Source organism: Pseudomonas sp. BIGb0164 (genome assembly GCF_024810135.1).
Classification (GTDB): Bacteria; Pseudomonadota; Gammaproteobacteria; order Pseudomonadales; family Pseudomonadaceae; genus Aquipseudomonas.
In genome coordinates this window covers 266,990-291,175 of the sequence record NZ_JANUEA010000007.1, presented here as the reverse complement: position 1 = coordinate 291,175, position 24,186 = coordinate 266,990, and the positions used below count along the sequence as shown (strand labels likewise).

Below are 24,186 nucleotides of genomic sequence, written 5' to 3'. Positions count from 1 at the left end.
GACAGCCGGGCTTATCGTATCCGGTCATCATTGACGGCATGAGGGACGGTTGGGATGACTGAAACACGAGATGTACAGGCGCTGGTTGCGCCGATGACCGCCGATGAGCTGGACGCGGGGTTGCTGGAGATCACCGGCGACCTGGACAAGGCCCGGGTGTTGCGCGAGCGACTGCCGCTGTGGATGGTTCAAGCGCCACCGCAGACGCTGTCGGCCATCGAGCAGGCGCACAGTCACAGTGAAACGTCGAGAAGGGAATTGACCGAACGCCTGCGCGCGCTGCAGCCACTGGATCGTTTTTGCGCGGAAAAACTGCGCGCTTACCTGATCGCCCAGGGGCATATCGGGCTGGATGTGCGCCGCGATTACCTGGAGCGACCCCGACGCCAACCCTTCGGAGTGGGGCTCTACGTCACCGGCGTTTTGCTGGAAACGGCGAGAGTGGAAAGGCCCAGCCTGTTGCAGGCGGCCATGCAGAACTTCACGGCCGCGGAAGCCGAACCCGGTGGGTTGCCGGACGATACCGTGATTCGCCGGGGCGAGGACGCAAGCCTGGCGCCTGGAATGACCGCGCGACAGTTCGTGGGCTATTGCCGCGCGCTGGACCTGGGCAGTGCCTACCAGGCCCATCTGCGAGAAGTGTTCAGTTTGCCGGCCCCCGGTGAACCTCCACTGGGGCTGAGCTACAACGCGATGGCGGTGGCCGTGGGTTCGGTCAAGCGTTCAGACGTACTGATCGACCTGCATATTGCCCTGGGCAAGCAACATATCAGCGCGGCCATCCATGCCCGGTTGCTGTCGTTGATCAACGCCGATGTTCCGGCCGGCCAGGTCGTCCAGGCGACGGCCGCGCAAACGCCTCTGATCTGGCAAGGCTTGAACATCGACGGCGCCTGCCTGTGGAGCGTCGTGGTGTTCGGCGAGGCTTCGCCGGGCGAGTTGCCGGCCAGAGACCTGATCGTCTACATGCCCAATGAACCCGTACGCCCCTGGTATGAGTACCCGTCCCTACAGGATTTCGAGCAATACCTCACCCTGAAATTGCAGGTGGCCTCGTATCGACAGGTGTTCGGGCAATACCTGGACGAATCCGAGCGCCTGAATTTTTTCACGCAGTTTGATCAGCGCCAGGCCTTGGGCGCCATTACGGCGGTGCCGGTGCTCAGTAACCTCAGCGATTTTTTCTTTCGTGCCTATGTCGGCAAGCTCCAGTTGGACGCCCGGTTGCTGGCCGTACCCGTCGAGCAGGTGGATGAAGATGCCCGGCAACAACGCTGGCTGGATTACCTCGGCGTTGGGTTGGACGTGTTGAATGTGGCGTCCTTCGTCGTGCCGGTGCTGGGGCAATTGATGATGGGCGTGGCCATTGGGCAGCTGCTGGGGGAGGTGTTCGACGGGGTCGAGGACTGGAGCCACCACGACAACGCCCAGGCGCTCCGGCATCTGGTGAACGTGGTGGAGGACATTGCGGCCATGGTGCTGTTTGCGGCAGGAGGGCGCGTGGTGGGTTCGCTCAAGCGTAGCCTGAGTGCCTCGACACCCTTTTTCGACGGGGTGGAGGCGGTCAGGCATGTGGATGGCCAGCCACGCCTGTGGCGCCCACGCCTTTCATCGTACCGGCCGGGGGTGGACCTGCAGGTGCCCAGGGTCAATAACAGTCGCGGGGTGTACCAGGCCAATGGCAAGTCTTACATCCGCATGGATGGGCACGTCTATGACATCAGCTATGACCCCGCCATCGGCCTGTGGCGGATCAACCATCCGCGGAACCCGAAGGCGTATCGGCCGCCGCTCAAACATAACCACCAGGGCGGATGGCAGCAAACTCACGAGCGTCCGCAAAGCTGGACCGACCCTGTGTATCACCTCCGGCGCCTTGCACCAGGTCTGGCCGACGTGCCTGCCGAAAGCCTGCAGCGTATTGCAGCCATCAACCAGGTCGACCTGGAGGTGCTGCAGCAGTGGGCGCAGGATCACCAGGCGCTGCCACAACGCTTCCAGGACGGCGTGGCCCGATGGCGCCAGCACCGCAAGGTGCTGGACCTGATCGAGACCCTGGAAAACGGCCACGCCCCGGATCCCGTCACCGCACGCACCCAGATTCTGGCCCTGGCGCTGATGCCCGGGTGGCCGGAAGGGCGTTTCTTTGAGGTGTTGGACGAAGAGGGCTACCTGTTGGTCAGCTACCCGGACCTGGCGCCGTTCGACTACGAAGACCGGAGCATCCATATCACCGAGCAGCAACTCAGGGACGGCCAGGTCACCGACACCTTGCTGCTGGCCTTGACCGAGGATGAGCGCCATACGCTGCTGGGGCAAACCGTTGAACTCAAGGAGGCGCCGGCGTTGCTCACACGCCGTTTGCTGGACACCGTGAAAGATCAGCACCACGTCCTCTATCGCAAACTGTATGAACACTACAATGGCTTCGCCTTTGGCGAATGGGCGGCCCTGTGTGCGCACTTTCCACGTTTGCCGCGTCGCGTCGCCTGGGAATTGTTCTGCGATGCCCCTGGGGTGGAACGTCATTACCTGCGCAAAACCGGCCGAGTGTCACTGGGGTTGGCGCAGCGCAGCCGAGTGATGCTCGACCTGATCGATGAGGACCAGGCCCTGATGGGCCTGTACTGGCCTGAGTTGGCCGATGCGTCGACCCGGCGCGCGGTGTTCGGCATGCTCGGGCGCCTGGCGCATTGGCCCAAGGACCTGCTGCTACAACTGCGCGAGGGAAGCCTGGCCGGGCCTGTGCTGGATCAGGTCGGCGCTGCCACTGCCGCAGTGCGCCGGACGATCTTGCACACGGCCGAGGGCTTCCAGGCCTTCGATGAGCGCGCAGCAGACCTCAATACCCGCGTCAACGGGCCCGATGGCCTGCTCCAGGCCGTGGTGGATTGTCTGTCGGCCGCCGAGCGCCGGACGATGAACCTGGTGGGTGAGCAGTCGGTCGATCACCTGCGCAGCCAGTTACGCTTCAAGAGTCAGGATGAACGTGGGCGCATTGCGCGTTACCTGTGGCCTGAACGGGTGCAGATGGAAGAGGACGAGCCCGTTGTGTGCATTCAAAGCCAGTTGCAAGGCAAGCCCGGCCCCGCGGTCGAGTTTGCTCCGGCGCTGGTGCGCAAGGTCGGCAAGCTTTACCCGGGCATGTCTCCGGCACAGATCTGCGTGTTCCTGCAGGGGGTAGGCCACGATCACTTGAGCCGCGCCAAGGCTGTCCAGGGGCTGGAGGTGGAACTGGGCGCGCTGCAGCAGGCACTCAAACGCTGGGCCAGCGACCGTCGTGGCCACACAGACGCCGATGGCCCCTTGTGGGACTACCGCCTGCGACGTGCCCAGGCCAGTAAAGCCATAGAGCGTTGCTGGCGCGGCCAATTCATCGTGCATGACGCGCAGCGTCTCGATGTGCCCGGCTTGACGCTGGATGGCATGACACTGGGCAGCCTGCCGCCTCTGCCGCCCCAGGTGCGTTTCGACAGGGCCCGGCAGGTGTCCCTGCGCAACATGGAGTTGGGCGATGACGTGACCTACTTTCTCAAGCACTTCACTCGCCTGCGTTCGGTGGACCTGGCGGACAATCGGCTGACGCGCCTGCCAGAGGCGCTGTCCCTGATGCCCGATCTCGACCATCTGCGCCTGGCTCGCAACCGCCTGCAACTGACCCAGCACACGCGCAAGAAACTCGCCGAAATGCGTGGCCTGAAAAGCCTCGACCTGGCTGGCAACCCGCTGATCGACTCCCCGGATGTAGGCCAGTTGCGGGGCTTGCGCGAATTGATCCTGCGGGACTGCCGGCTCAAGGACTTTCCCGCCAGTGCCCGTGGCTTACCCTATCTGGAACAGGTTGACCTGCGCAAAAACGACATCGCCGAGTTGCCCGACTGGCTGCTGGCGTTGCCCCGGGAGAGGGCTCGGGCGTTCAACCTGCGCCATAACCCGTTGTCCACCGTCAGCCGCGCGGCGCTGGGCGACTACCGTCAGCGCGTGGGTGTCGGCATGGGGTTCCTTGAAGATGACATCAGCCGCTTGAACGAACAGCGGGCCCGGGATACTTGGCTGGCGGATGAGCATGTGGCGGATTACGCCGACAAGGACCTGGCCTGGTCCGGCCTTAAAAACGAACCCGGCAGTGACGGGTTATTCACCTTGCTGGCTGAACTGGGCCATACCTCGGATGCCCGGCAGGTGCGTGAGGACATGAACCGACGGGTGTGGCAGGTACTCGACGCTACGGCGGCCGATGCCGATCTGCGTGAAGAGATTTTTCAGCGCGCGGCCACGCCCCTCAATTGCGACGATGCGGCGTCCGTGAATTTCAGCAGCCTGGAAGTGCTGGTGGAAATCCATCAGGCGTCGCGTGCGATCAATGGCAAACCCCTGACTGCCAAGCCGCTGTTGAAATTGGCCAAGGGCTTGTTTCGACTCGACCAGTTGGAACACATCGCCCGGCGTCATAGCCTGGAGCACCCGGGCGCCGACCCGTTGGAGGTCAGCCTGGCGTTTCGCACCGGGCTGAAGAGCGTCGTGTATCTGCCAGGGCAGCCCCAGGGCATGCTCCACAGCGATTTGGCCAAGGTTTCGCGCACGGCACTCGACCAGGCGCAACTGGATCTCAAAGCCGCAGAGCTGTCACCGGCGCTGTTGAAGTACATCGTCGAATTGCCGTTCTGGCGGGAGTATTTGAAGCGCACCCATGCCAGCCGTTTCGAGGCGTTGAATGCGCCATTCAGCCAACGCATGCAAGACGTCTTCGACAACGCGCTGGAACTGCAGGATGCCGAGTATCGCGCGCGCATGAACGAGGTCCATAGGGATCAGCGCCAGGCCGAAGTCAGGGAAGTCGAAACCCTGACTCAGGATGCGTTGCGCCTGGACGACTTCAGCCTGTGCGCGCCGTCGGCCAGTTGATCAACGCGCTGGCGCCTTGCCACGGATCAACGTGCGCAAGGCAAACCGGTTCGGATGGCACGCCTCGGCGACACTGGCCGGCACGGGCAGCGGTTCGTCATTGAGCCAGGCTGCCAGCAGTTCGCCGCACAACGGTGCGGTGATCAGCCCGCGCGAGCCATGGCCACTGTTGATGTACAGGCCAGGCAGCCAGGGGCAGGGAGTGTCCGGCACTTGCCGGGCATCCTTGCCCAGTACGGCATAGGCCTGGTTGAACGCAGTGAAATCGGCCAGTGGCCCGACGATGGGCAGGTAGTCGGGGCTGGTGCAACGAAACGCGGCGCGGCCTTCCATGTGTTCGGGCGCCAGGGTTTCGGCGCCCAGGCGATGCAGCAAGTCTTCGGAGATCTCCCGCAGCATCGTCAGGTTGCCCGCGTGCTCGGCGGCTGTGGGTGTCAGGTCGTCGTTCTTGAAGTCGAAACTGGCGCCGAGGGTATGCTCTCCCAGGCGTGCTGGCGCGACGTACCCTTCGGCGCACACCACCGTAGTCAACGCTTCGCTCGCCGGGGTTTGCGCCAGCCGCGTGATCTGCCCGCGAATGCGTTTGAGGGGTAGCTCGCGGCTGGCGGGGAACTGTCTGATCTCGGCGGCGCCGGCCAGTACCACCACGCTGGCGCTGGCCAGCAGCGTGTCGCCGTCATGGGCCTGCCACTGCTGATCGACGCGCTGCAACTCGACGGCATGGTGATGGGTGAGGACATTGATCAACGGGTGCGTCGCCTGCCATTGGCACAGCGCCGGCGGGTGGACCCAGCCACCTTCGGGGAAAAACAGCCCACCGTGGGCCAGCTCGATGCCGGCTTGTCGCTGAGCCTGGTCGCGGTCCAACAGGTGCAGCAGCTCAGGCGCAAAGGCCTCGGCCAGTTGCGCCTGACGCTCGGCTTCCTTGGCGTCGAACGCCAGTTGCAACACGCCGCAGCCCTCCCAGTCGAGACCCCGGTGCAGGTGTACCAACAGACGCCGGGTGTGGCCGAAACCACTCAGGATCAATTGCGACAACGCCGTGCCGTGGGCCGACAGCTTGAGGTACAGCACACCCTGGGGGTTGCCTGAGGCTTCCTGGGCCAGGGCGGCATGCCGCTCCAGCAGACTGACACGCCAGCCACGGGCGGCAAGGCTGGCCGCGGTGGCGCAACCGGCCAGGCCGCCGCCGATGACCATGGCATGGCGTTCGCCATCGAGTGCCGGCGGGCGTGAGAACCAGGGTTTGGCGGGCGGCGGCGCAGGTGCTTGCGAGGGCCAGCCGAGGAACTCACCGCGCAGGATCTCCCACTTGTGGCCGATGCCTGGCGTGCGCTTCATCTTGAAACCGGCCGCATTGATCAAGCGGCGAACCCAGCCGGTGCTGGTGAAGGTGCTGATGGTCGAGCCGGGGGCTGCCAGGCGTGCCAGTTGGGCGAACAGCTCGGCGGTCCACATCTCAGGGTTTTTTGCCGGGGCGAAGCCGTCGAGAAACCATGCATCGATTTGCGCGTCCAGCTGCGGCAATTGCTCCAGCACGTCGCCGATCAACAGGGTCAGGGTCACGCGGCCGTTGTCCAGCACCAGGCGTTGGAAGCCCTGGTGGATGGCGATGTACTGCGCCAGCAATTGCTCGGCAAAGGGTTGCAGCTCGGGCCAGAGGGCGAGGGCCCGTTGCAGGTCGGCGTGGCTCAGCGGGTATTTCTCCACGCTGACAAAATGCAGGTGCGCACCGGCCACCGCCTGCTGCTCGAACAATTGCCAGGCGCACAGGAAATTCAAGCCGGTGCCGAACCCTGTTTCACCAATCACCAGCCTCCCGCCCACCGGCAAAGCCGCAAAGCGCTCCTGCAAGCGGTTTTGTTCAAGGAACACATAGCGGGTTTCTTCAAGGCCGGACTTGTCGGAGAAATACACATCGTCGAAGACCCGCGAGTGCGGGCGGCCTTGTTCGTCCCAGTCGAGCTGGGCAGGGGTGATGGGGGTCATGGGCGGCTCGGTAAAGGCAAGGCGGCCATTCTAGCTGATCAATGGGCTTTGAATTGACCCACGGCAAGCGCAGGTGGAATTTCCTGCCGCGCGTTGTTGCCCAATCCGCTAGTCTTGATCCATCTTGACACGGAGCTGCCCATGTTCGAATCCGCCGAAATCGGTCACGCCATCGACAAAGACACCTACGACGCCGAAGTGCCGGCGCTGCGCGAAGCCTTGCTGGAAGTGCAGTACGAGCTGCAACAGCAGAAGCGCTTCCCGGTGATCATCCTGATCAACGGTATCGAAGGCGCTGGCAAGGGCGAGACCGTCAAGCTGCTCAATGAATGGATGGACCCGCGCCTGATCGAGGTGCGCACCTTCGACCAGCAGACCGACGAAGAACTGGCCCGCCCACCGGCGTGGCGCTACTGGCGGCAGCTGCCGGCCAAGGGGCGCATGGGGGTTTTCTTTGGCAACTGGTACAGCCAGATGCTGCAAGGCCGGGTGCACGGGCAGATCAAGGACGCGCGCCTGGACCAGGCCATCGCCGGTGCCGAACGCCTCGAAAAGATGCTCTGCGACGAAGGCGCGCTGATCTTCAAGTTCTGGTTCCACCTGTCCAAGAAACAGATGAAGGCGCGGCTCAAGGCCCTGGCCGACGACCCGCTGCACAGCTGGCGCATCAGCCCGCTGGACTGGCAGCAATCGGAGACCTACGACAAGTTCGTGCACTTCGGTGAGCGCATCCTGCGCCGCACCAGCCGCGACTACGCGCCCTGGCATGTCATCGAAGGGGTGGACGCCCATTACCGTGGGCTCACCGTGGGCAAGCTGCTGCTGGAAGGTCTGCAGAATGCCCTCAAGCTGCCCAAGGGCAAGGCCAGCGGCATGAACCCGGCGCCGCTGATTGCGTCGGTGGACAAAAAGAGCCTGCTCGACAGCCTGGACATGACCCTGCGCCTGGAGAAGGGCGACTACGAAGAACAGCTGATCACCGAGCAGGCGCGCTTCTCTGGCCTGATGCGCGACAAGCGCATGCGCAAGCACGCCCTGGTCACGGTGTTCGAGGGTAACGATGCGGCGGGCAAGGGCGGGGCGATTCGCCGTGTGGCCGCAGCGCTGGACCCGCGCCAGTACCACATCGTGCCGATTGCCGCGCCCAGTGAAGATGAACGCGCCCAGCCTTACCTGTGGCGGTTCTGGCAAAAGATCCCGGCGCGGGGCATGTTCACCGTGTTCGACCGCTCCTGGTACGGCCGCGTGCTGGTGGAGCGCATCGAGGGTTTCTGCACCCCGGCAGACTGGATGCGCGCCTATGGCGAGATCAACGATTTCGAGGAGCAGCTGCGCGATGCGGGGGTGATCGTGGTCAAGTTCTGGCTGGCCATCGACAAGGACACCCAGCTGGAACGTTTCCAGGCCCGCGAAGAGATCCCGTTCAAGCGTTTCAAGATCACCGAGGACGACTGGCGCAACCGCGACAAATGGGACGACTACCGCGCGGCAGTCGGCGACATGGTCGACCGCACCAGCACCGAAGTGGCGCCCTGGACCCTGGTGGAAGCCAATGACAAGCGCTGGGCGCGGGTCAAGGTATTGCGCACCATCAACCTGGCGCTGGAGGAGGCCTTCGCCAAATCCGACAAGCACGACAAAAAGAAAAAGAAATAACCCGTGGCCCGTCATCATGGGTTTGCATATCCGGGGTGAATGATCGTCGCGGTTGGCGGGAGCGGGATCTATCCTCGATCCATCTCCTGACAACCACAAGATCGAGGTAGCCCATGCGTGAAGTAGTGATCGTCGACAGCGTGCGAACCGGCCTGGCCAAGTCCTTTCGCGGCAAGTTCAACCAGACGCGCCCGGATGACATGGCGGCCCATTGCGTCAACGCGTTGCTCACCCGCAACGGCATCGACCCGGCGACGGTGGAGGACTGCATCGTCGGCGCCGGCTCCAACGAAGGCGCCCAGGGCTACAACATCGGGCGCAACGTGGCGGTGCTCTCGCAATTGGGCACCGGTACGGCCGGGATGACCCTCAACCGTTTCTGCTCTTCGGGGCTGCAGGCGATTGCCATCGCGGCCAACCAGATTGCCTCGGGGTGCAGCGATATCATCGTTGCAGGCGGTGTGGAATCCATCAGCCTGACCATGAAAAGCGTCAACACCGATCACCTGATCAACCCGTTGCTCAAGGAGCAGGTGCCGGGCATCTATTTCCCCATGGGCCAGACCGCCGAGATCGTCGCTCGTCGTTACAACGTCAGCCGCGAAGAGCAGGACCTGTACGCGCTGCAAAGCCAGCAGCGCACGGCCCAGGCGCAGGCCGACGGCTTGTTCAACGATGAAATCGTGCCCATGGCCGTCAAGTACAAGGTCGAGGACAAGAACACCGGCGCCGTGCAGGTGCTCGACGGCGTAGTTGATCGCGATGACTGCAACCGCCCTGACACCACCCTGGCCAATCTGCAAAGCCTGAAACCGGTGTTTGCCGAAGACGGCTCGGTGACGGCGGGCAACTCTTCGCAGCTCTCCGACGGTGCGTCCATGACCTTGGTGATGAGCCTGGAGAAAGCCCTGGCCCTGGGGCTCAAGCCCAAGGCGTTTTTCCGAGGTTTTACCGTGGCCGGCTGCGAGCCGGACGAGATGGGCATCGGCCCGGTGTTCTCGGTGCCCAAGCTGCTCAAGGCCAAGGGCTTGCAGGTGGCGGACATCGATCTGTGGGAACTCAACGAAGCGTTTGCGTCGCAGTGCCTGTATGCGCGTAACCGCCTGGAGATCGACAACGCCAAGTACAACGTCAATGGCGGCTCGATCTCCATCGGACACCCGTTCGGCATGACCGGCTCGCGGCAGGTGGGGCACCTGGTGCGTGAGTTGCAGCGACGTAACCTGCGCTACGGCATCGTCACCATGTGCGTCGGCGGCGGCATGGGCGCGACTGGCTTGTTCGAAGCCGTTCGCTAAATCCCACTGGAGAAACGGGATCAAAATGTGGGAGCGGGCTTGCTCGCGAATGCAGGGTGTCAGTCGCTAGATGTATAGGCTGATACACCGCATTCGCGAGCAAGCCCGCTCCCACATTTTAATGTGTGGCGTATCCCGAGTCTGGCTATTACCCCTAGAATGCCCCTTCCACTTCCTCTGGTATCTGGGGCATTCATGCACATCTCTTCCGGCCGCTGGGTCTACGGCTTTTGCTTGACCCTGTTGACCGCGCTGCTCTGGGGCATCCTCCCGGTGAAACTCAAACAGGTGTTGCAGGTGATGGACCCGATCACCGTGACCTGGTTTCGCCTGATCGTCGCCGGCAGTTGCCTGTTCATCTACCTGGCGCTCACCAAACGCCTGCCCAGCCGCAAGGTGCTCGGGCCCAGAGGCGGTTGGCTGGTGGGCATGGCGGTGTGCGGCCTGGTGGGCAACTACGTGCTGTACCTGGTGGGCCTGAAAATGCTCAGCCCTGGCACGGCGCAGTTGGTGGTGCAGATGGGGCCGATCTTCCTGATGATCGCCAGTGTCTTTGTGTTCAAGGAGCGTTTCAGCCTGGGGCAAGTGGCCGGGCTGGTGGTGCTGGTCGTGGGGTTCGGCCTGTTCTTCAACCAGCGCCTGGAGGAAATGCTGACCTCGTTGGGCACCTACACCGCCGGCGTGTTGACCATCCTGCTCGCCACCACCATCTGGGTGTTCTACGCCCTGGGCCAGAAGCAATTGCTGACGGTGTGGAATTCGCTGCAGGTGATGATGGTGATCTACCTGTCTTGCGCCGTGCTGCTCACGCCCTGGGCCCATCCTCTGGAAGCCCTGGACCTGAGCCCGCTGCAAGGCTGGCTGTTGCTGGCGTGCTGCATGAATACCCTGGTGGCGTATGGCGCGTTCGCCGAGGCTTTGGCCCATTGGGAAGCCTCGCGGGTGAGCGCCACCCTGGCCCTCACGCCGTTGGTGACGTTTGTCGCCGTGGCGCTGGCCGCCTGGCTGTGGCCGGACTTTGTGCAGGCCGAAGAGATCAACGCCCTGGGCTATGCCGGGGCGCTGGTGGTGATGCTGGGGTCAGCGACCGTGGCGCTGGCGCCGTCGCTGATTGCCGGGCTCAAGGCCCGGCGCATGCGCTTGGCGTCTTAGTTGCCCAGCATGTTTTCCGGGCGTACCCACTGGTCGAACTCTTCATCCGTGAGGTAGCCCAGCTCCAGCGCGGCTTCGCGCAGCGTCAGCCCCTCGGCGTAGGCCTTCTTGGCAATCTCTGCCGACTTGTCATAGCCGATATGAGGGTTGAGTGCAGTCACCAGCATCAGCCCACGCTCCAGATGTTCGGCCATCTGCGCAGCGTCGGGCTCAAGCCCGGCCACGCAATGCTCTTGGAAGTTATTGCAGCCGTCCGCCAGCAAGCGGATCGATTCCAGCAGGTTGTGGATGATCACCGGCTTGTACACGTTCAACTGCAAATGCCCCTGGCTGGCGGCCATACCGATGGTCACGTCGTTGCCCAGCACTTGGCAGGCCAGCATCGACAGCGCTTCGCACTGGGTAGGGTTGACCTTGCCCGGCATGATCGAGCTGCCCGGCTCGTTGGCCGGCAACTTCACTTCGGCCAGCCCCGCACGTGGACCGGAGCCCAGCAAGCGCAGGTCATTGGCGATTTTCATCAGGGCCACCGCCAGGGTTTTCAGCGCGCCGTGCAGGGTCACCAGGGGTTCGTGGCCGGAGAGGGCGGCGAACTTGTTCGGCGCGGTGACGAACGGCAAGCCCGACAACGCAGCCAATTCGGACGCAATGGCCTCGCCAAACCCGTGAGGTGCATTGAGCCCGGTGCCCACGGCGGTGCCGCCCTGGGCCAGCTCGCACACGGCGGGCAGGGCGCTGCGAATCGCGCGTTCGGCGTAATCGAGTTGGGCAATAAAGGCTGAGAGTTCCTGGCCGAAGGTGATGGGCGTGGCGTCCATCATGTGGGTGCGGCCGGTTTTTACCAGGGTCATATGGCGCGCAGCCAGCTCGGCCAGGCCACCGGAAAGCGTGGCGATGGCCGGCAGCAGGCGCTGATGCACGGCCTGCACGGCGGCGATACTCATGGCCGTGGGGAAGCAGTCGTTGGAACTTTGTGAGCGGTTCACATGGTCATTGGGGTGCACCGGGCTCTTGCCGCCACGGGTCTTGCCCGACAGCTCGTTGGCGCGGCCGGCGATCACTTCGTTGGCGTTCATGTTGCTCTGGGTGCCGCTGCCGGTCTGCCAGACCACCAGCGGGAACTGGTCGTCATGCTGGCCTGCGAGCACTTCATCGGCGGCCTGTTCGATCAGGCGGGCGATGTCGGCGGGCAGGTCGCCGTTGCGGTCGTTGACCCGTGCGGCGGCCTTCTTGATCAGGGCCAGGGCGTGCAGTACCGCCAGGGGCATGCGCTGTTCGCCGATGGCAAAATTCACCAGCGAACGTTGGGTCTGGGCGCCCCAGTAAGCGTCATCCGGGACATGGACTTCTCCCAGGCTGTCGGTTTCGATACGGCTCATCGGGCACACTCCTTCAGGTCTGTTTGCGCAGTTTAGGCCGTGATCGACCGGGCGGGTTCCCTAAAAGACTTTTCATCGGGCAATCCAGGCTCTACCAGGCTCGGGGTTGAGCCATAAGGTTTTTTAGGCGCAGAATGGGCGCCCTTGGGGTCTTACCTCGCCTGCTAGAAAAGGAAACTCGATGACTCGTCTTCGTGCCATCTGTACCGCGGTTGCTCTGGTTTGCGCCAGCGGCCAGGTTTTTGCCGATACCGCCAGCCACAACGCCAGTGCCGAAGCCTTCCTTACCCTGGCCCATGCCGACAAGCTGGGTACCCCGGTGTACATGCAAGTGCAGCAAATGTTCGCCCAGCGGTTCGAACAGACCAAGGCGCCTGCCGCCAAGCAGTCCGTACTGGACAGCTACCAGGCCAAGGCCAACGCCGCCCTGGACCAGGCCATTGGCTGGCCCAAGCTGAAGCCGGACATGGTCAAGCTCTACACCAGCAACTTCAGCGAGTCCGAGCTCAAGGACCTGGTGGCGTTCTACCAGTCGCCACTGGGCAAGAAAGTCCTGGAAAAAATGCCGCAGCTGACCCAGCAATCGGCCCAGATGACCCAGGCCAAGCTGGAAAGCGCCGTGCCGGTGGTGAACAAGCTGCTGGAAGACATGACCAACGAGCTGACGCCTAAAGCCGCCGCTCCGGCCAAGAAGAAGTAAGCAGGAATGACCATGCAACAGCGTATCGAAACGGCGCTTGCCGCCCTGGGCACCGACCATTTGAGCGTGCTGGACGAAAGCCACATGCACAGCCGTGGGTTGCAGACCCACTTCAAGGCCGTGCTGGTCAGCTCGCAGTTCGAGGGGCTCAACCGCGTCAAGCGCCACCAGAAGGTCTACGCCACCCTGGGTGACCTGATGAGCGAGTTTCATGCGCTGGCGCTGCATACCTACACGCCTGAAGAATGGGCGAAAATCGACGCAGCCCCGGCCTCGCCGACCTGCGCCGGCGGGCATGACTGACGCACGGGTGTCTCTGGCCCCGGGCATTTGTTAGAATCCGCAACGCGCCGCTTAGCCGGCGCGTTTTTTTTGCATCCGGTTCACCCCTTACGAGGGTAGCCACCTGGAGAGAACACCCATGACTCAACCGATTGTCGTGGCGGCACTGTATAAGTTCGTCACCCTCGAAGATTACGTCGCCCTGCGCGAGCCCCTGCTGCAGGCGATGGTCGACAACGGCATCAAAGGCACCTTGCTGATCGCCGAAGAAGGCATCAACGGCACGGTTTCCGGCAGCCGCGAAGGCATCGATGGCCTGATCGCCTGGCTCAAGACCGACCCGCGCATGGTCGACATCGACCACAAGGAATCCTACTGCGACGAGCAGCCGTTCTACCGCACCAAGGTCAAGCTCAAGAAAGAGATCGTGACCCTGGGCGTTGAAGGCGTGGACCCGAATAAAAAGGTCGGCACCTACGTCGACCCGCAGGACTGGAACGCGCTGATCAGCGACCCGGAAGTGCTGCTGATCGATACCCGTAACGACTACGAAGTGTCCATCGGCACCTTTGAAGGCGCGATCGACCCGAAAACCACCAGTTTTCGCGAATTTCCCGACTACATCAAAGCCAACTTCGACCCGGCCAAGCACAAGAAGGTCGCGATGTTCTGCACCGGAGGCATCCGTTGTGAGAAGGCGTCGAGCTACATGCTCAGCGAAGGCTTCGATGAGGTCTACCACCTCAAAGGCGGCATCCTGAAGTACCTCGAAGAGGTGCCGCAGGAGGAAACCAAATGGCAGGGCGACTGCTTTGTGTTCGACAACCGTGTGACCGTGCGCCACGACTTGAGCGAAGGCGACTACGATCAATGTCATGCCTGCCGCACACCGGTGAGCGTGGAAGACCGTGCGTCCGAGCACTATGTGGCGGGCATCAGCTGCCCGCATTGCTGGGATAAGCTGCCGGAGAAGACCCGTCGCAGCGCGATCGACCGGCAAAAGCAGATCGAACTGGCCAAGGCTCGCAATATGCCGCACCCGATTGGCTTCAACTATAAGCAATCACCTTCCGAGGCCTGACCCATGCCCGCACGCCTGCTCTATGTGATGGACCCGATGTGTTCCTGGTGCTGGGGCTTTGCCCCGGTGGCCGAGGCGTTGGTGGAGCAGGCCCAGGCCGCTGGCGTCGAGCTGCACCTGGTGGTGGGCGGCTTGCGCACCGGCAGTGGCGCGGCCCTGGAGCCGGCTACCCGGCGCTACATCCTCGAACACTGGCAGGCGGTCACCGAGGCCACTGGCCAGCCGTTCAACCGTGAAGGCGCGCTGCCCGACGGTTTTGTGTACGACACCGAGCCTGCGTGCCGCGCGATCGTCACCGCGCGCAGCCTGGCGCCGGATTGTGCCTGGAAGCTGCTGGGGCTTATCCAGCGGGCATTTTATGTCGAAGGTCGCGACGTGACCCTCGCCAGCGTGTTGGTGGAATTGGCCGAAGAGGCCGGTATCCCGCGTATCGAATTTGCTGGCGCCTTCGACCGCGCCGAGCAGCACGCCGCCACGGCCGCTGACTTCACCTGGGTGCAGGACCTGGGCATCGCCGGTTTCCCGACGCTGCTGGCCGAGCGCAATGGTCAACTGGCCTTGCTGACCAACGGCTACCAGCCGTTGTCCGAGCTGTCGCCGCTGTTGGGCCGATGGCTGGAGCGAGCAACCTGTGCATGACCAGCCCGACCTCACCGAGCGGCCCAAACGCACTGATCGTCTGACCTGGGCGGAAATTCGCCGCCTGGCCCTGCGTCACAAGAAATCCCTGTGGATCGCCAATGGCGTCGCCGTGCTGGCCACCCTGTGCAGCGTGCCCATTCCTCTGCTATTGCCGTTGCTGGTAGACGAAGTGCTGCTGGGCCATGGTGATGCAGCCTTAAAAATCATGAATCACGCGCTGCCCCTGGGGTGGCAAAAAGCGGCGGGCTATATCGGCCTGATGCTGCTGGTGACCCTGCTGCTGCGTTGCGGCGCGCTGGTGTTCAACGTGGTGCAGGCGCGGTTGTTCGCACGGTTGGCCAAGGACATCGTCTACCGCATCCGCGTGCGCCTGATCGAACGGCTCAAGCGCATTTCCCTGGGCGAGTACGAAAGCCTGGGCAGTGGCACGGTCACCACGCACCTGGTTACCGACCTGGACACGCTGGACAAGTTTGTCGGCGAAACCCTCAGCCGCTTCCTGGTGGCGATGCTCACGCTGGTGGGCACTTCGGCGATCCTGGTATGGATGCACTGGCAGCTGGCGTTGCTGATCCTGCTGTTCAACCCGTTGGTGATCTACGCCACGGTGCAGTTGGGCAAACGCGTCAAACACCTGAAAAAACTGGAGAACGACAGCACCTCGCGCTTCACCCAGGCCCTGACCGAAACCCTGGACGCGATCCAGGAAGTGCGCGCCGGCAACCGTCAGGGCTTCTTCCTCGGCCGCCTTGGCCAGCGTGCCCAGGAGGTGCGTGATTATGCGATCAACTCCCAATGGAAGAGCGACGCATCGAGCCGCGCCAGCGGGCTGCTGTTTCAGTTTGGTATCGACATCTTCCGCGCGGCGGCGATGCTCACCGTGTTGTTTTCCGACCTGTCCATCGGCCAGATGCTCGCGGTGTTCAGCTACCTGTGGTTCATGATCGGCCCGGTGGAACAACTGTTGAACCTGCAATACGCGTACTACGCGGCAGGTGGGGCGCTGACGCGGATCAACGAGCTGCTGGCGCGTGCCGACGAGCCCCAATATCCCGGCGGTGAGGACCCGTTCATCGGGCGCGAAACCGTCGGTATCGAGGTGCGTGGCCTCAACTTCGGCTACGGCGAAGACCTGGTGCTTGACCAGCTGAACCTGGCCATTGCGCCCGGCGAGAAGGTGGCGATCGTCGGTGCCAGCGGCGGCGGCAAGAGCACCTTGGTGCAACTGCTGCTGGGGCTCTACACCCCGCAGGCGGGCAGCATTCGTTTCGGTGGGGCGACCCAGCAGGCAATCGGCCTGGAGACCATTCGCGAGAACGTCGCCGTGGTGCTGCAACACCCGGCGCTGTTCAACGATACAGTGCGCGCCAACCTGACCATGGGCCGCGAACGCTCGGACCAGGCCTGTTGGCAGGCACTGGAAATCGCCCAGCTGGATGCTACCGTCAAGGCATTGCCCTTGGGCCTGGACAGTGTGGTGGGGCGCTCGGGGGTGCGTTTTTCCGGGGGCCAACGCCAACGCCTGGCCATCGCGCGGATGGTCCTGGCCGAGCCCAAGGTGGTGATCCTGGACGAGGCCACTTCGGCCCTGGATGCGGCTACCGAGTACAACCTGCACCAGGCGCTGGCGCGGTTTCTCAGTGGCCGTACTACACTGATCATCGCCCACCGGCTTTCAGCGGTGAAACAGGCTGACCGGGTGTTGGTGTTCGATGGAGGGCATATTGCCGAGGATGGCGACCATCAGCAGCTGATCGCCGACGGTGGTCTCTACGCCAAGTTGTACGGGCACTTGCAGCAAGTTCGTTGATGTCGGGTGTGCACGGGTTTTTATGTAATAAGTACGAGAGTCTCCCCAGGAAATAGTGGCCTTCCCTCTCCGGACGACGGCGTGGGCACGTAAATCGGCGCGATCCGTTTGGTCGGTTCGAGCGAATTCAGCCAAGGCCGTGCTGTCAGGAGCGTTAACCACTCGCCGTTTTTTGGTAGTGCTTGTGCAAGGGACCTCATGAAGCAAAAGCGGACTCTCGGAACGACGTTAAGCACGCCTCGACTATTGGGCATCGTCTGGCCCTTTATCGCGGTGGTGCTGTTCCAGGCATTATTGGGCTGCGTCAGCCTCTACGTGCTCTCGGCCGTGCGCGGTTATGTGGCGGGCGAAAGCTTGTGGTCCAAGGGCCAGAAAGACGCCATCTACTACCTGACGCTGTACGCCGACAACCGCGACGAAGCCACGTTCCTCAAATACCAGCAGGCCATCGCCGTGCCCCAGGGCGGGCATGAGCTGCGCATTGCCCTGGATCATTCCACGCCGGACCTGACCGCCGCACGCCTGGGCATTCTCAAGGGCGGTAACCACCCGGATGACGTGTCCAGCCTGATCTGGCTGTACCTCAATTTCCGTCACTTCAGCTACCTGGAAAAAGCCATCGAGCTGTGGACCGTGGGTGACGGCTACCTGGTGCAATTGGATGACCTGGCGCAGACCATGCACCGGGCGATCAGGGCCAATCAAGTCAGCAGCGGCGATGTGCGAGAGTGGAAGGCGCACATCATCGGCATCAACGACGGCGTCACCCCGGCTGCCAAGGCCTTCAGTGATGCGTTGGGCGAAGGCTCGCGGGTCATCCTGAGGTTGCTGTTGATCACCAACCTGGCCACCGCCCTCGGCCTGATCGCTCTGGCATTGTTGCGCACCCATAAATTGCTGACCCAGCGCCACGCGTTTGCCGACGCCCTGCAGGTGGAAAAGGAGCGGGCGCAGATCACCCTCGAATCGATTGGCGACGGGGTGATCACCACCGACGTCGACGGCGCCATCGCCTACATGAACCCGGCCGCCGAGGCGCTCACTCACTGGAAGTCAGCCCAGGCCCAGGGCTTGCCGCTGGCGGCGCTGTTCAACCTGCTGGATGAGAACGCCGAGCCTGACGGCTTCACCTTGATCGAGCACATCATCAAGGGCCAGCTCAGTGGCGGCAGCGAGCATTCCAAACTGATCCAGCGCCTGGACGGCAGCACGGTCTCGGTGACCCTGGTGGGGGCGCCGATCCGCAGTGCGGGCAAAGTCAGCGGCGCGGTGCTGGTGCTGCATGACATGACCCAGGAGCGGCAGTACATCGCCAACCTGTCCTGGCAAGCGACCCACGATGCGCTGACCGGCCTGGCCAACCGCCGCGAGTTCGAGTTCCGCCTGGAGCAGGTGTTGCAGCAGGTGGGGCGTCAGCCGGGCGGGCGGCATGCCTTGATGTTCCTGGACCTGGACCAGTTCAAGCTGGTCAACGACACCTGCGGCCATGCGGCCGGTGATGAGCTGTTGCGGCATATCTGCGCGCTGCTGCAATCGGACCTGCGCGAGGGCGATACCCTGGCACGGCTGGGGGGCGACGAGTTTGGCATCCTGCTGGAGAACTGCCCGGCGCCGGTGGCGGAAAAGATCGCCGAGAGCCTGCGCCATACCGTGCAGAGCCTGCATTTTGTATGGAAGGGCCGGCCGTTCATGACCACGGTCAGTATCGGGCTGGTGCATATCTCGCAAGCGCCCACCACCCTGGAGACGTCACTGCGCGCCGCCGACATGGCCTGCTACATGGCCAAGGAAAAAGGCCGCAACCGCGTGCAGGTCTATCACGCCGATGACTCGGAACTGTCGCTGCGTTTTGGTGAAATGGCCTGGGTGCAGCGTTTGCACATGGCGTTGGAGGAAAACCGTTTTTGCCTGTATGCGCAGGAAATCTCGCCTCTGGGCCACACCGACGGCGGGGACGGCCATGTCGAGATCCTGCTGCGCCTGCACGATGAGGCCGGCCGGATCATCCTGCCGGACAGTTTCATCCCGGCCGCAGAGCGTTACGGCTTGATGACGTCGCTGGACCGCTGGGTGGTAGAGAACGTCTTCAAGATCATCGCCAACTGTATGCGTGAGCGCCCAGGCCGGCCTATGGCGATGTGTGCGATTAATCTGTCAGGCATTACTATTGGTGATGATGACTTTCTTGGTTTTCTGCATGAGAAGTTTGCCGCTTATAACATTCCACCGACGATGATCTGTTTTGAAATAACAGAAACCAGCGCTATAGCGAATTTAGGTAGCGCGATCCGTTTTATCAATGAACTCAAGGCGTTAGGTTGTCATTTCTCCCTCGATGACTTTTGTGCCGGTATGTCCTCATTCGCCTATCTCAAACATTTACCTGTAGACTTCCTGAAGATCGATGGAAGTTTCGTAAAGGATATGCTGGACGACCCGATTAACCGCGCGATGGTCGAAGTGATCAATCACATTGGCCATGTCATGGGTAAGCGCACAATTGCCGAGTTTGTTGAAACACCGCAAATCGAACAGGCTTTACTTGAGATAGGTGTGGATTACGCTCAGGGTTACCTGATTGAACGACCGCAATTGTTTACCTTTGATAGCTTGCAGTGTCGACCTGTGCGGCCGCAGCCTCTGCTGTTCAAGGCGCCCGGCACATTCCGCTGAAAACTTTGCTGGTCTGTACAATCACACTTAAAAAGGAGCCCTATAGTGATCGACACATTCAACAGAACCGGCCCGCTTATGGAAGCCTCGAGTTACCCCGCCTGGGCGCAGCAATTGATCCAGGACTGTAGCGAGAGCAAGCGCCGAGTTGTCGAGCACGAACTGTACCAGCGCATGCGCGACAATACGCTCAGCGCCAAGACCCTGCGTCACTACCTGATCGGTGGTTGGCCCGTGGTGGAACAGTTTGCCTTGTACATGGCACAGAACCTCACCAAGACCAAGTTTGCCCGCCATCCTGGGGAGGATATGGCGCGCCGGTGGCTGATGCGCAATATTCGCGTGGAACTGAACCATGCCGACTATTGGGTGCATTGGGCGCGGGCTCACGGTGTCAGCCTCGAAGAACTGCAAGCGCAGAATGTTCCGCCTGAGTTGCACGCACTGAGCCATTGGTGCTGGCACACCAGCTCGGCCGACGCGTTGATCGTGGCGATTGCCGCGACCAACTACGCCATCGAGGGGGCTACTGGGGAGTGGTCCGCCGTGGTGTGCTCCACCGGTGTGTACGCGGCAGCCTTCCCTGAGGAAGACCGCAAGCGCGCGATGAAGTGGCTGAAGATGCACGCCCAGTACGACGATGCTCACCCGTGGGAAGCCCTGGAAATCATCTGCACCCTGGCCGGAATGAACCCGAGCAAGGCCCTGCAGGTTGAGTTGCGCCAGGCGGTGTGCAAGAGCTACGACTACATGTACCTCTTCCTGGAGAGCTGCATGCGTCTGGAAAAAGAAAAGGAAAAGGCGCCCGTAGCCGTTCGCGAGCGTCAGGCGCGCGTGGCCAGCGAAGCGTGATGTAAGCGTGATGGCGGGGGACTTACCCCGCCATTGCCAAGCGGTTGCGGCCTTCGCGCTTGGCCACGTACAGCGCATTGTCGGCGCGGCGCAGCAAGCTGTCGGCCGTCTCCGCCGCCAACAATGTCGAGCAACCCAGGCTCACCGTCAATTCGATTCGCGTACCGTCCGCCCAATAATCCTGGGCCTGTGCCGCCTGGCGCAGGCGCTCACCGACCATCGCCGCCGCCTCCCGGCCGGTGTTCGACAGCAGGATCAGAAACTCTTCCCCGCCAAAGCGAAACACCATGTCCACATTGCGCAACTGGCTTTTGATTGCTCCGGCCACGGCGCGTAGCACGTTATCGCCGGCAGCATGGCCGTGGGTGTCGTTGATTTTCTTGAAGTGGTCGATGTCCAGCATCAGCAAGGACAGCGGGCTCAGGTGTCGGCGTGCCATGTCGATTTCCCGTTGCAGGGTCTGGTCCATGGCGATGCGGTTGCCGGTTTCGGTCAAGGGGTCACGCAGGGCGCTGCGGGTGGCGGCGCGGTAGAGCAGGGCGTTGCGCATCGGGTACAGCAGGGTGGCCAACAACGATTCGAGCTGTCCGAGTTCTTCTTCGACCAGGCGTTGGTTGCGACGGAAAATCAGCTCACCCAGGTGCTCGCCTTCATGGCTCAAGGTGTAGCTCACCGAGTGATGGCCGCGATGACCAAACTCCAGGCGCAGGTCGCTGGCTTCGTGACGATAGTGCAGGGCATCCAACGGCACCAAGCGTTGGACCTCACGGAAAAACAGGCCGAGGATGCGCTCCGGTTCCAGGCTGGTCTGCAAGTGCGGGCCCAATTGCTGGCGCAATTGAGCGATCGACGCGGGACGGCGAATGGGGAGGAGGGAAGGCTGACCAAAGCCCAGGCGTTGCAATTTGGCACTGTCGAAGTCAATTGCGTGGGTCTGGGTCGGTGTTTTCATAAGCGATCGGCCTCTAAGCACTTACTGTCTTACAGGCTCGATGAGAGTGGCGAGTGCCAAGCGTCTTACTGTTCCTTCAGTTCCGTAAAACATTGGAAACAGTTTAAACCGCTTTGCCAAGGGTTATAACCCCTGGGTACTGCCGCACGTCTTGTCATCGCTTAACCTGCTTGAAAAAGGTTAGAGCGAGATTCATGCCAAATCGTTGTATAAAAATAAAACCCTTTATAAATCAAGCGACTGTTTTCAGATTCGAAAACAGTCGCTGAATGATGACGCCAGTTATTTGGCAACTAAGCGGACGGCCTTACTGTTTCTGTGGGTCGAATTGCTTATCGCGAATAAACAACGCGGGGATCACACCACAAATAAAGTACGCGCCCCCCATTACCAGGAAACCCATGCCGATGGAGCCATGGGACGCCAGGAAACCGATGGCCGCGGGCGCTACGGCCGCGCCAATACGCCCGATGTTGTAGGCCCCGCCCACCGCCGAACCGCGAAATTTCGCCTCGAAGCTTTCAGTCATGTAGGTGGCGTTCACACCATAGGGAATCCCGTACAGGAAGCCGAACACCACCAGCATCCACAGGATGTTCTCAGGGCTCTGGTACAGCACGATCACCGGCAGGAAGATCGCTGTGCCCAAGGCACCGAACGCGAACACGGTGCGCCGGCCCAGGCGGTCGGCCGCGAGGCCGGCGAGGATCTTGCCGAAGATCATCGCCGCGTAGGTGCCGACCATGTAGCTGGTCATCGACTTGAAGTTCATCCCCAATTCGCTTTCCAGGTAGGACGGCATCCAGTTGTTCACGCCGTAGTAGCCGAACTGCAGGAAGCCTGCGGTCAGCGCCCACAACAGGAACATGCGGCTGGCTTTCGGGTCGCTGAAGATCAGCTTGAACATGCCGTCGGGCTTTTTCTGCGTGGCTTGGCGTATGCCGTTGGCTTTCTGCTGGGCGCGTTCAGCCTGGGCAGTGATCCAGGCCTGGGGTTCCGGCACCAGGCGTTGCATGAGCACCGCCAGGATCACCGGGATGATCGCCACGTAGAAGAGCCAGCGCCAGCCGTGCTCCGGCAGGATCCAGCCGGCGAGCAGGGTGGCGACGATGTAGCCCACCGACCAACCGGCTTGCAGCGTACCGAGCACCGTGGTGCGGTAGCGAGTGGGCACGTATTCGGCCATCAGGGTATTGCACGCCACGTAGAGGGCGCCCAGGCCCAGGGAGGCGAAGAACCGTGTGCTCGCGAACTGCCAATAGCTGTGGGTCATGCCCAGCACCGCCGTACCGACGGAAAACAGCAGGATGCTCCACACCACGGTTTTCACCCGGCCGAAACGGTCGCAGGCCCAGCCGCCGTAGATGCCGCCGATGGCCATGCCGGCCAGGGTGAAGCTGCCCAGGCTGCCGGCTTCGACGCTGGTCAGGCCGAACTCGGCTTTCAGGCTGCTGAGGCTGTAGGACAGCAGCATCAGGTCTGCACCATCGATCAACAGGCCGAGGAAGCAGAAGGCGAACACAACAATCCACAGTTTGCTTTTTGCAGGCGACAACGCGCCCGCCGATGCGGCGACTTCCATAGCGATACCTTGTTTGTAGTTGTTAGGGCATTGGGTATGGGTGAAGCGGTGAAACCTAGCGTTGCGCCGCGCGAATCATGTTGCGGGCAATCACCAACTGCTGGATTTGCGTGGTGCCCTCATACAGGCGGAACAAGCGCACATCCCGGTAGAAACGTTCGATGGCGTATTCGCTGATGTAGCCGGCGCCGCCGTGGATCTGCACGCAACGGTCGGCGACGCGGCCGCACATCTCGGTGGCGAACATCTTCGAGCACGAGGCTTCGGTGCCGATGTCCTGGCCTTCGTCACGCTTGCGCGCAGCGTCCAACACCATGCAGCGGGCGGCGTAGATCTCGGCCTTGCTGTCGGCGAGCATCGCCTGGATCAACTGGAACTCGGCGATGGGCTGACCGAACTGCTTGCGTTCGATGGCGTAGTTCAGCGCGTCATTCAACATGCGTTCGGCGGCGCCGACGCTGACGGCGGCGATGTGCAGGCGACCCTTGTCGAGCACCTTCATGGCGGTCTTGAAGCCCACGCCTTCCACGCCGCCAATCAGTTGGCTGGCCGGCACGCGCACGTTGTCGAAAATCACGTCGCTGGTGTGGGCACCTTGTTGGCCCATCTTGTGGTCGCGCTTGCCGAGGGACAGGCCGGGAGTATCGCGCTCGACGATAAATGCGCTGATGCCGCCCGAGCCTTTGATCGCCGGGTTTGTGCGCGCCATCACGGTGAAAATGCCGGCGTGGGGCGCGTTGGTGATAAAGCGCTTGGTGCCGTTGATCACGTAGTGGTCACCCTCGCGCACGGCAGTGGTTTTCAACGAGGCGGCGTCGGAGCCGGAGTCGGGTTCGGTGAGGCAGAACGAACTGAGCAACTCGCCGCTGGCCAGCAACGGCAGGTAGTGTTCCTTCTGTGCGTCGGTGCCGTCGAGCAGGATGCCGATGGACCCGATGCCATTGTTGGTGCCGAAATAGGAACGGAAGGCCGGGGAGGTGCGTCCCAGTTCAAAGGCGATGGTCACCTCTTCTTCCATGGTCAGGCCCAGGCCGCCGTAGGCTTCGGGAATGGTCAGGCCGAACAGGCCCATGTCCTGGAACTGGCTGACGATGTCCGCCGGGATGTCATCGGTCTCGGCGACTTCGTTTTCCCGTGGGATCAGCGCTTCATCGACGAACTGCGCGATGGCGTCCACCAGGATATGAAGCGTTTGTGCGTCTCGGATCATGTGCATTCCTCAGCGGCCCGTTC

16 protein-coding genes are annotated in these 24,186 nt (G+C 62.3%); 11 read left to right on the top strand and 5 right to left on the bottom strand.

Translation table 11 applies throughout. The features are described 5' to 3' along the window. Window positions 1-54 precede the first annotated feature (54 nt). Window positions 55-4,905 carry an NEL-type E3 ubiquitin ligase domain-containing protein gene (locus M2394_RS20075; RefSeq protein WP_259173998.1) on the top strand — a complete coding sequence of 1,617 codons (4,851 nt, stop codon included), beginning with the start codon at window positions 55-57 and terminating at the stop codon, window positions 4,903-4,905. Here the strand turns inward: M2394_RS20075 and mnmC are convergent, their stop codons facing one another. Next, entirely contained in the window at window positions 4,906-6,894 is a 1,989-nt protein-coding gene (gene mnmC, locus M2394_RS20070) for a bifunctional tRNA (5-methylaminomethyl-2-thiouridine)(34)-methyltransferase MnmD/FAD-dependent 5-carboxymethylaminomethyl-2-thiouridine(34) oxidoreductase MnmC (RefSeq protein WP_259173994.1), read from the bottom strand. Between the two features lie 141 nt (window positions 6,895-7,035). Here mnmC and pap point away from each other — a divergent pair, with 141 nt between their 5' ends. The 3 genes from pap to M2394_RS20055 all read left to right on the top strand — a co-directional run bounded on the left by pap (window position 7,036) and on the right by M2394_RS20055 (window position 11,000). Then, window positions 7,036-8,550 (top strand): polyphosphate:AMP phosphotransferase, encoded by a 1,515-nt coding sequence (pap, locus tag M2394_RS20065; RefSeq protein ID WP_259173993.1) that lies wholly within the window; start codon window positions 7,036-7,038, stop codon window positions 8,548-8,550. Between the two features lie 113 nt (window positions 8,551-8,663). After that, window positions 8,664-9,848: a thiolase family protein gene (locus tag M2394_RS20060; protein ID WP_178921395.1), complete on the top strand. Its 1,185-nt coding sequence runs from the start codon at window positions 8,664-8,666 to the stop codon at window positions 9,846-9,848. Window positions 9,849-10,043: 195 nt separating this feature from the next. After that, complete coding sequence (locus tag M2394_RS20055) at window positions 10,044-11,000, top strand: DMT family transporter (protein WP_178921397.1); 957 nt, start codon at window positions 10,044-10,046, stop codon at window positions 10,998-11,000. On the opposite strand, the gene M2394_RS20050 is transcribed toward M2394_RS20055, so the two are convergent. Further along, entirely contained in the window at window positions 10,997-12,379 is a 1,383-nt protein-coding gene (locus tag M2394_RS20050) for a class II fumarate hydratase (protein ID WP_178921399.1), read from the bottom strand. The two genes, M2394_RS20055 and M2394_RS20050, sit on opposite strands and share 4 nt — an antisense overlap. Window positions 12,380-12,560: 181 nt before the next feature. Between M2394_RS20050 and M2394_RS20045 the strand changes: the two genes are divergently transcribed. The 7 genes from M2394_RS20045 (at window position 12,561) to M2394_RS20015 (ending at window position 20,419) form a co-directional block, all read left to right on the top strand. Beyond that, window positions 12,561-13,079, top strand: coding sequence for a DUF2059 domain-containing protein (locus M2394_RS20045; protein ID WP_010567461.1), 519 nt, complete (start codon window positions 12,561-12,563; stop codon window positions 13,077-13,079). 6 nt (window positions 13,080-13,085) lie between these two features. Beyond that, on the top strand, window positions 13,086-13,382 hold the full coding sequence (locus M2394_RS20040) for a BolA family transcriptional regulator (protein ID WP_178921403.1): 297 nt from the start codon (window positions 13,086-13,088) through the stop codon (window positions 13,380-13,382). Window positions 13,383-13,500: 118 nt separating this feature from the next. Next, a complete protein-coding gene (locus M2394_RS20035; protein ID WP_178921405.1) occupies window positions 13,501-14,442 on the top strand; it encodes a rhodanese-related sulfurtransferase in 942 nt (313 codons plus the stop codon). Window positions 14,443-14,478: 36 nt separating this feature from the next. Continuing rightward, entirely contained in the window at window positions 14,479-15,081 is a 603-nt protein-coding gene (locus M2394_RS20030) for a DsbA family protein (RefSeq protein WP_178921482.1), read from the top strand. Then, window positions 15,074-16,894 carry an ABC transporter ATP-binding protein gene (locus M2394_RS20025; RefSeq protein WP_259173984.1) on the top strand — a complete coding sequence of 607 codons (1,821 nt, stop codon included), beginning with the start codon at window positions 15,074-15,076 and terminating at the stop codon, window positions 16,892-16,894. Before M2394_RS20030 ends, M2394_RS20025 begins: the two co-directional genes overlap by 8 nt. 198 nt (window positions 16,895-17,092) lie before the next feature. After that, window positions 17,093-19,567 (top strand): EAL domain-containing protein, encoded by a 2,475-nt coding sequence (locus M2394_RS20020; protein ID WP_259173983.1) that lies wholly within the window; start codon window positions 17,093-17,095, stop codon window positions 19,565-19,567. A 78-nt stretch (window positions 19,568-19,645) separates the two neighbouring features. Next, window positions 19,646-20,419: a TenA family transcriptional regulator gene (locus M2394_RS20015; RefSeq protein WP_218647053.1), complete on the top strand. Its 774-nt coding sequence runs from the start codon at window positions 19,646-19,648 to the stop codon at window positions 20,417-20,419. Between the two features lie 22 nt (window positions 20,420-20,441). On the opposite strand, the gene M2394_RS20010 is transcribed toward M2394_RS20015, so the two are convergent. The 3 genes from M2394_RS20010 to M2394_RS20000 all read right to left on the bottom strand — a co-directional run bounded on the left by M2394_RS20010 (window position 20,442) and on the right by M2394_RS20000 (window position 24,163). Next, on the bottom strand, window positions 20,442-21,371 hold the full coding sequence (locus tag M2394_RS20010; RefSeq protein ID WP_259173981.1) for a GGDEF domain-containing protein: 930 nt from the start codon (window positions 21,369-21,371) through the stop codon (window positions 20,442-20,444). A gap of 307 nt (window positions 21,372-21,678) precedes the next feature. After that, complete coding sequence (locus M2394_RS20005) at window positions 21,679-22,953, bottom strand: MFS transporter (RefSeq protein ID WP_259173976.1); 1,275 nt, start codon at window positions 22,951-22,953, stop codon at window positions 21,679-21,681. Window positions 22,954-23,008: 55 nt separating this feature from the next. Continuing rightward, on the bottom strand, window positions 23,009-24,163 hold the full coding sequence (locus tag M2394_RS20000; RefSeq protein WP_178921417.1) for an acyl-CoA dehydrogenase family protein: 1,155 nt from the start codon (window positions 24,161-24,163) through the stop codon (window positions 23,009-23,011). Between the last annotated feature and the right edge of the window lie 23 nt (window positions 24,164-24,186).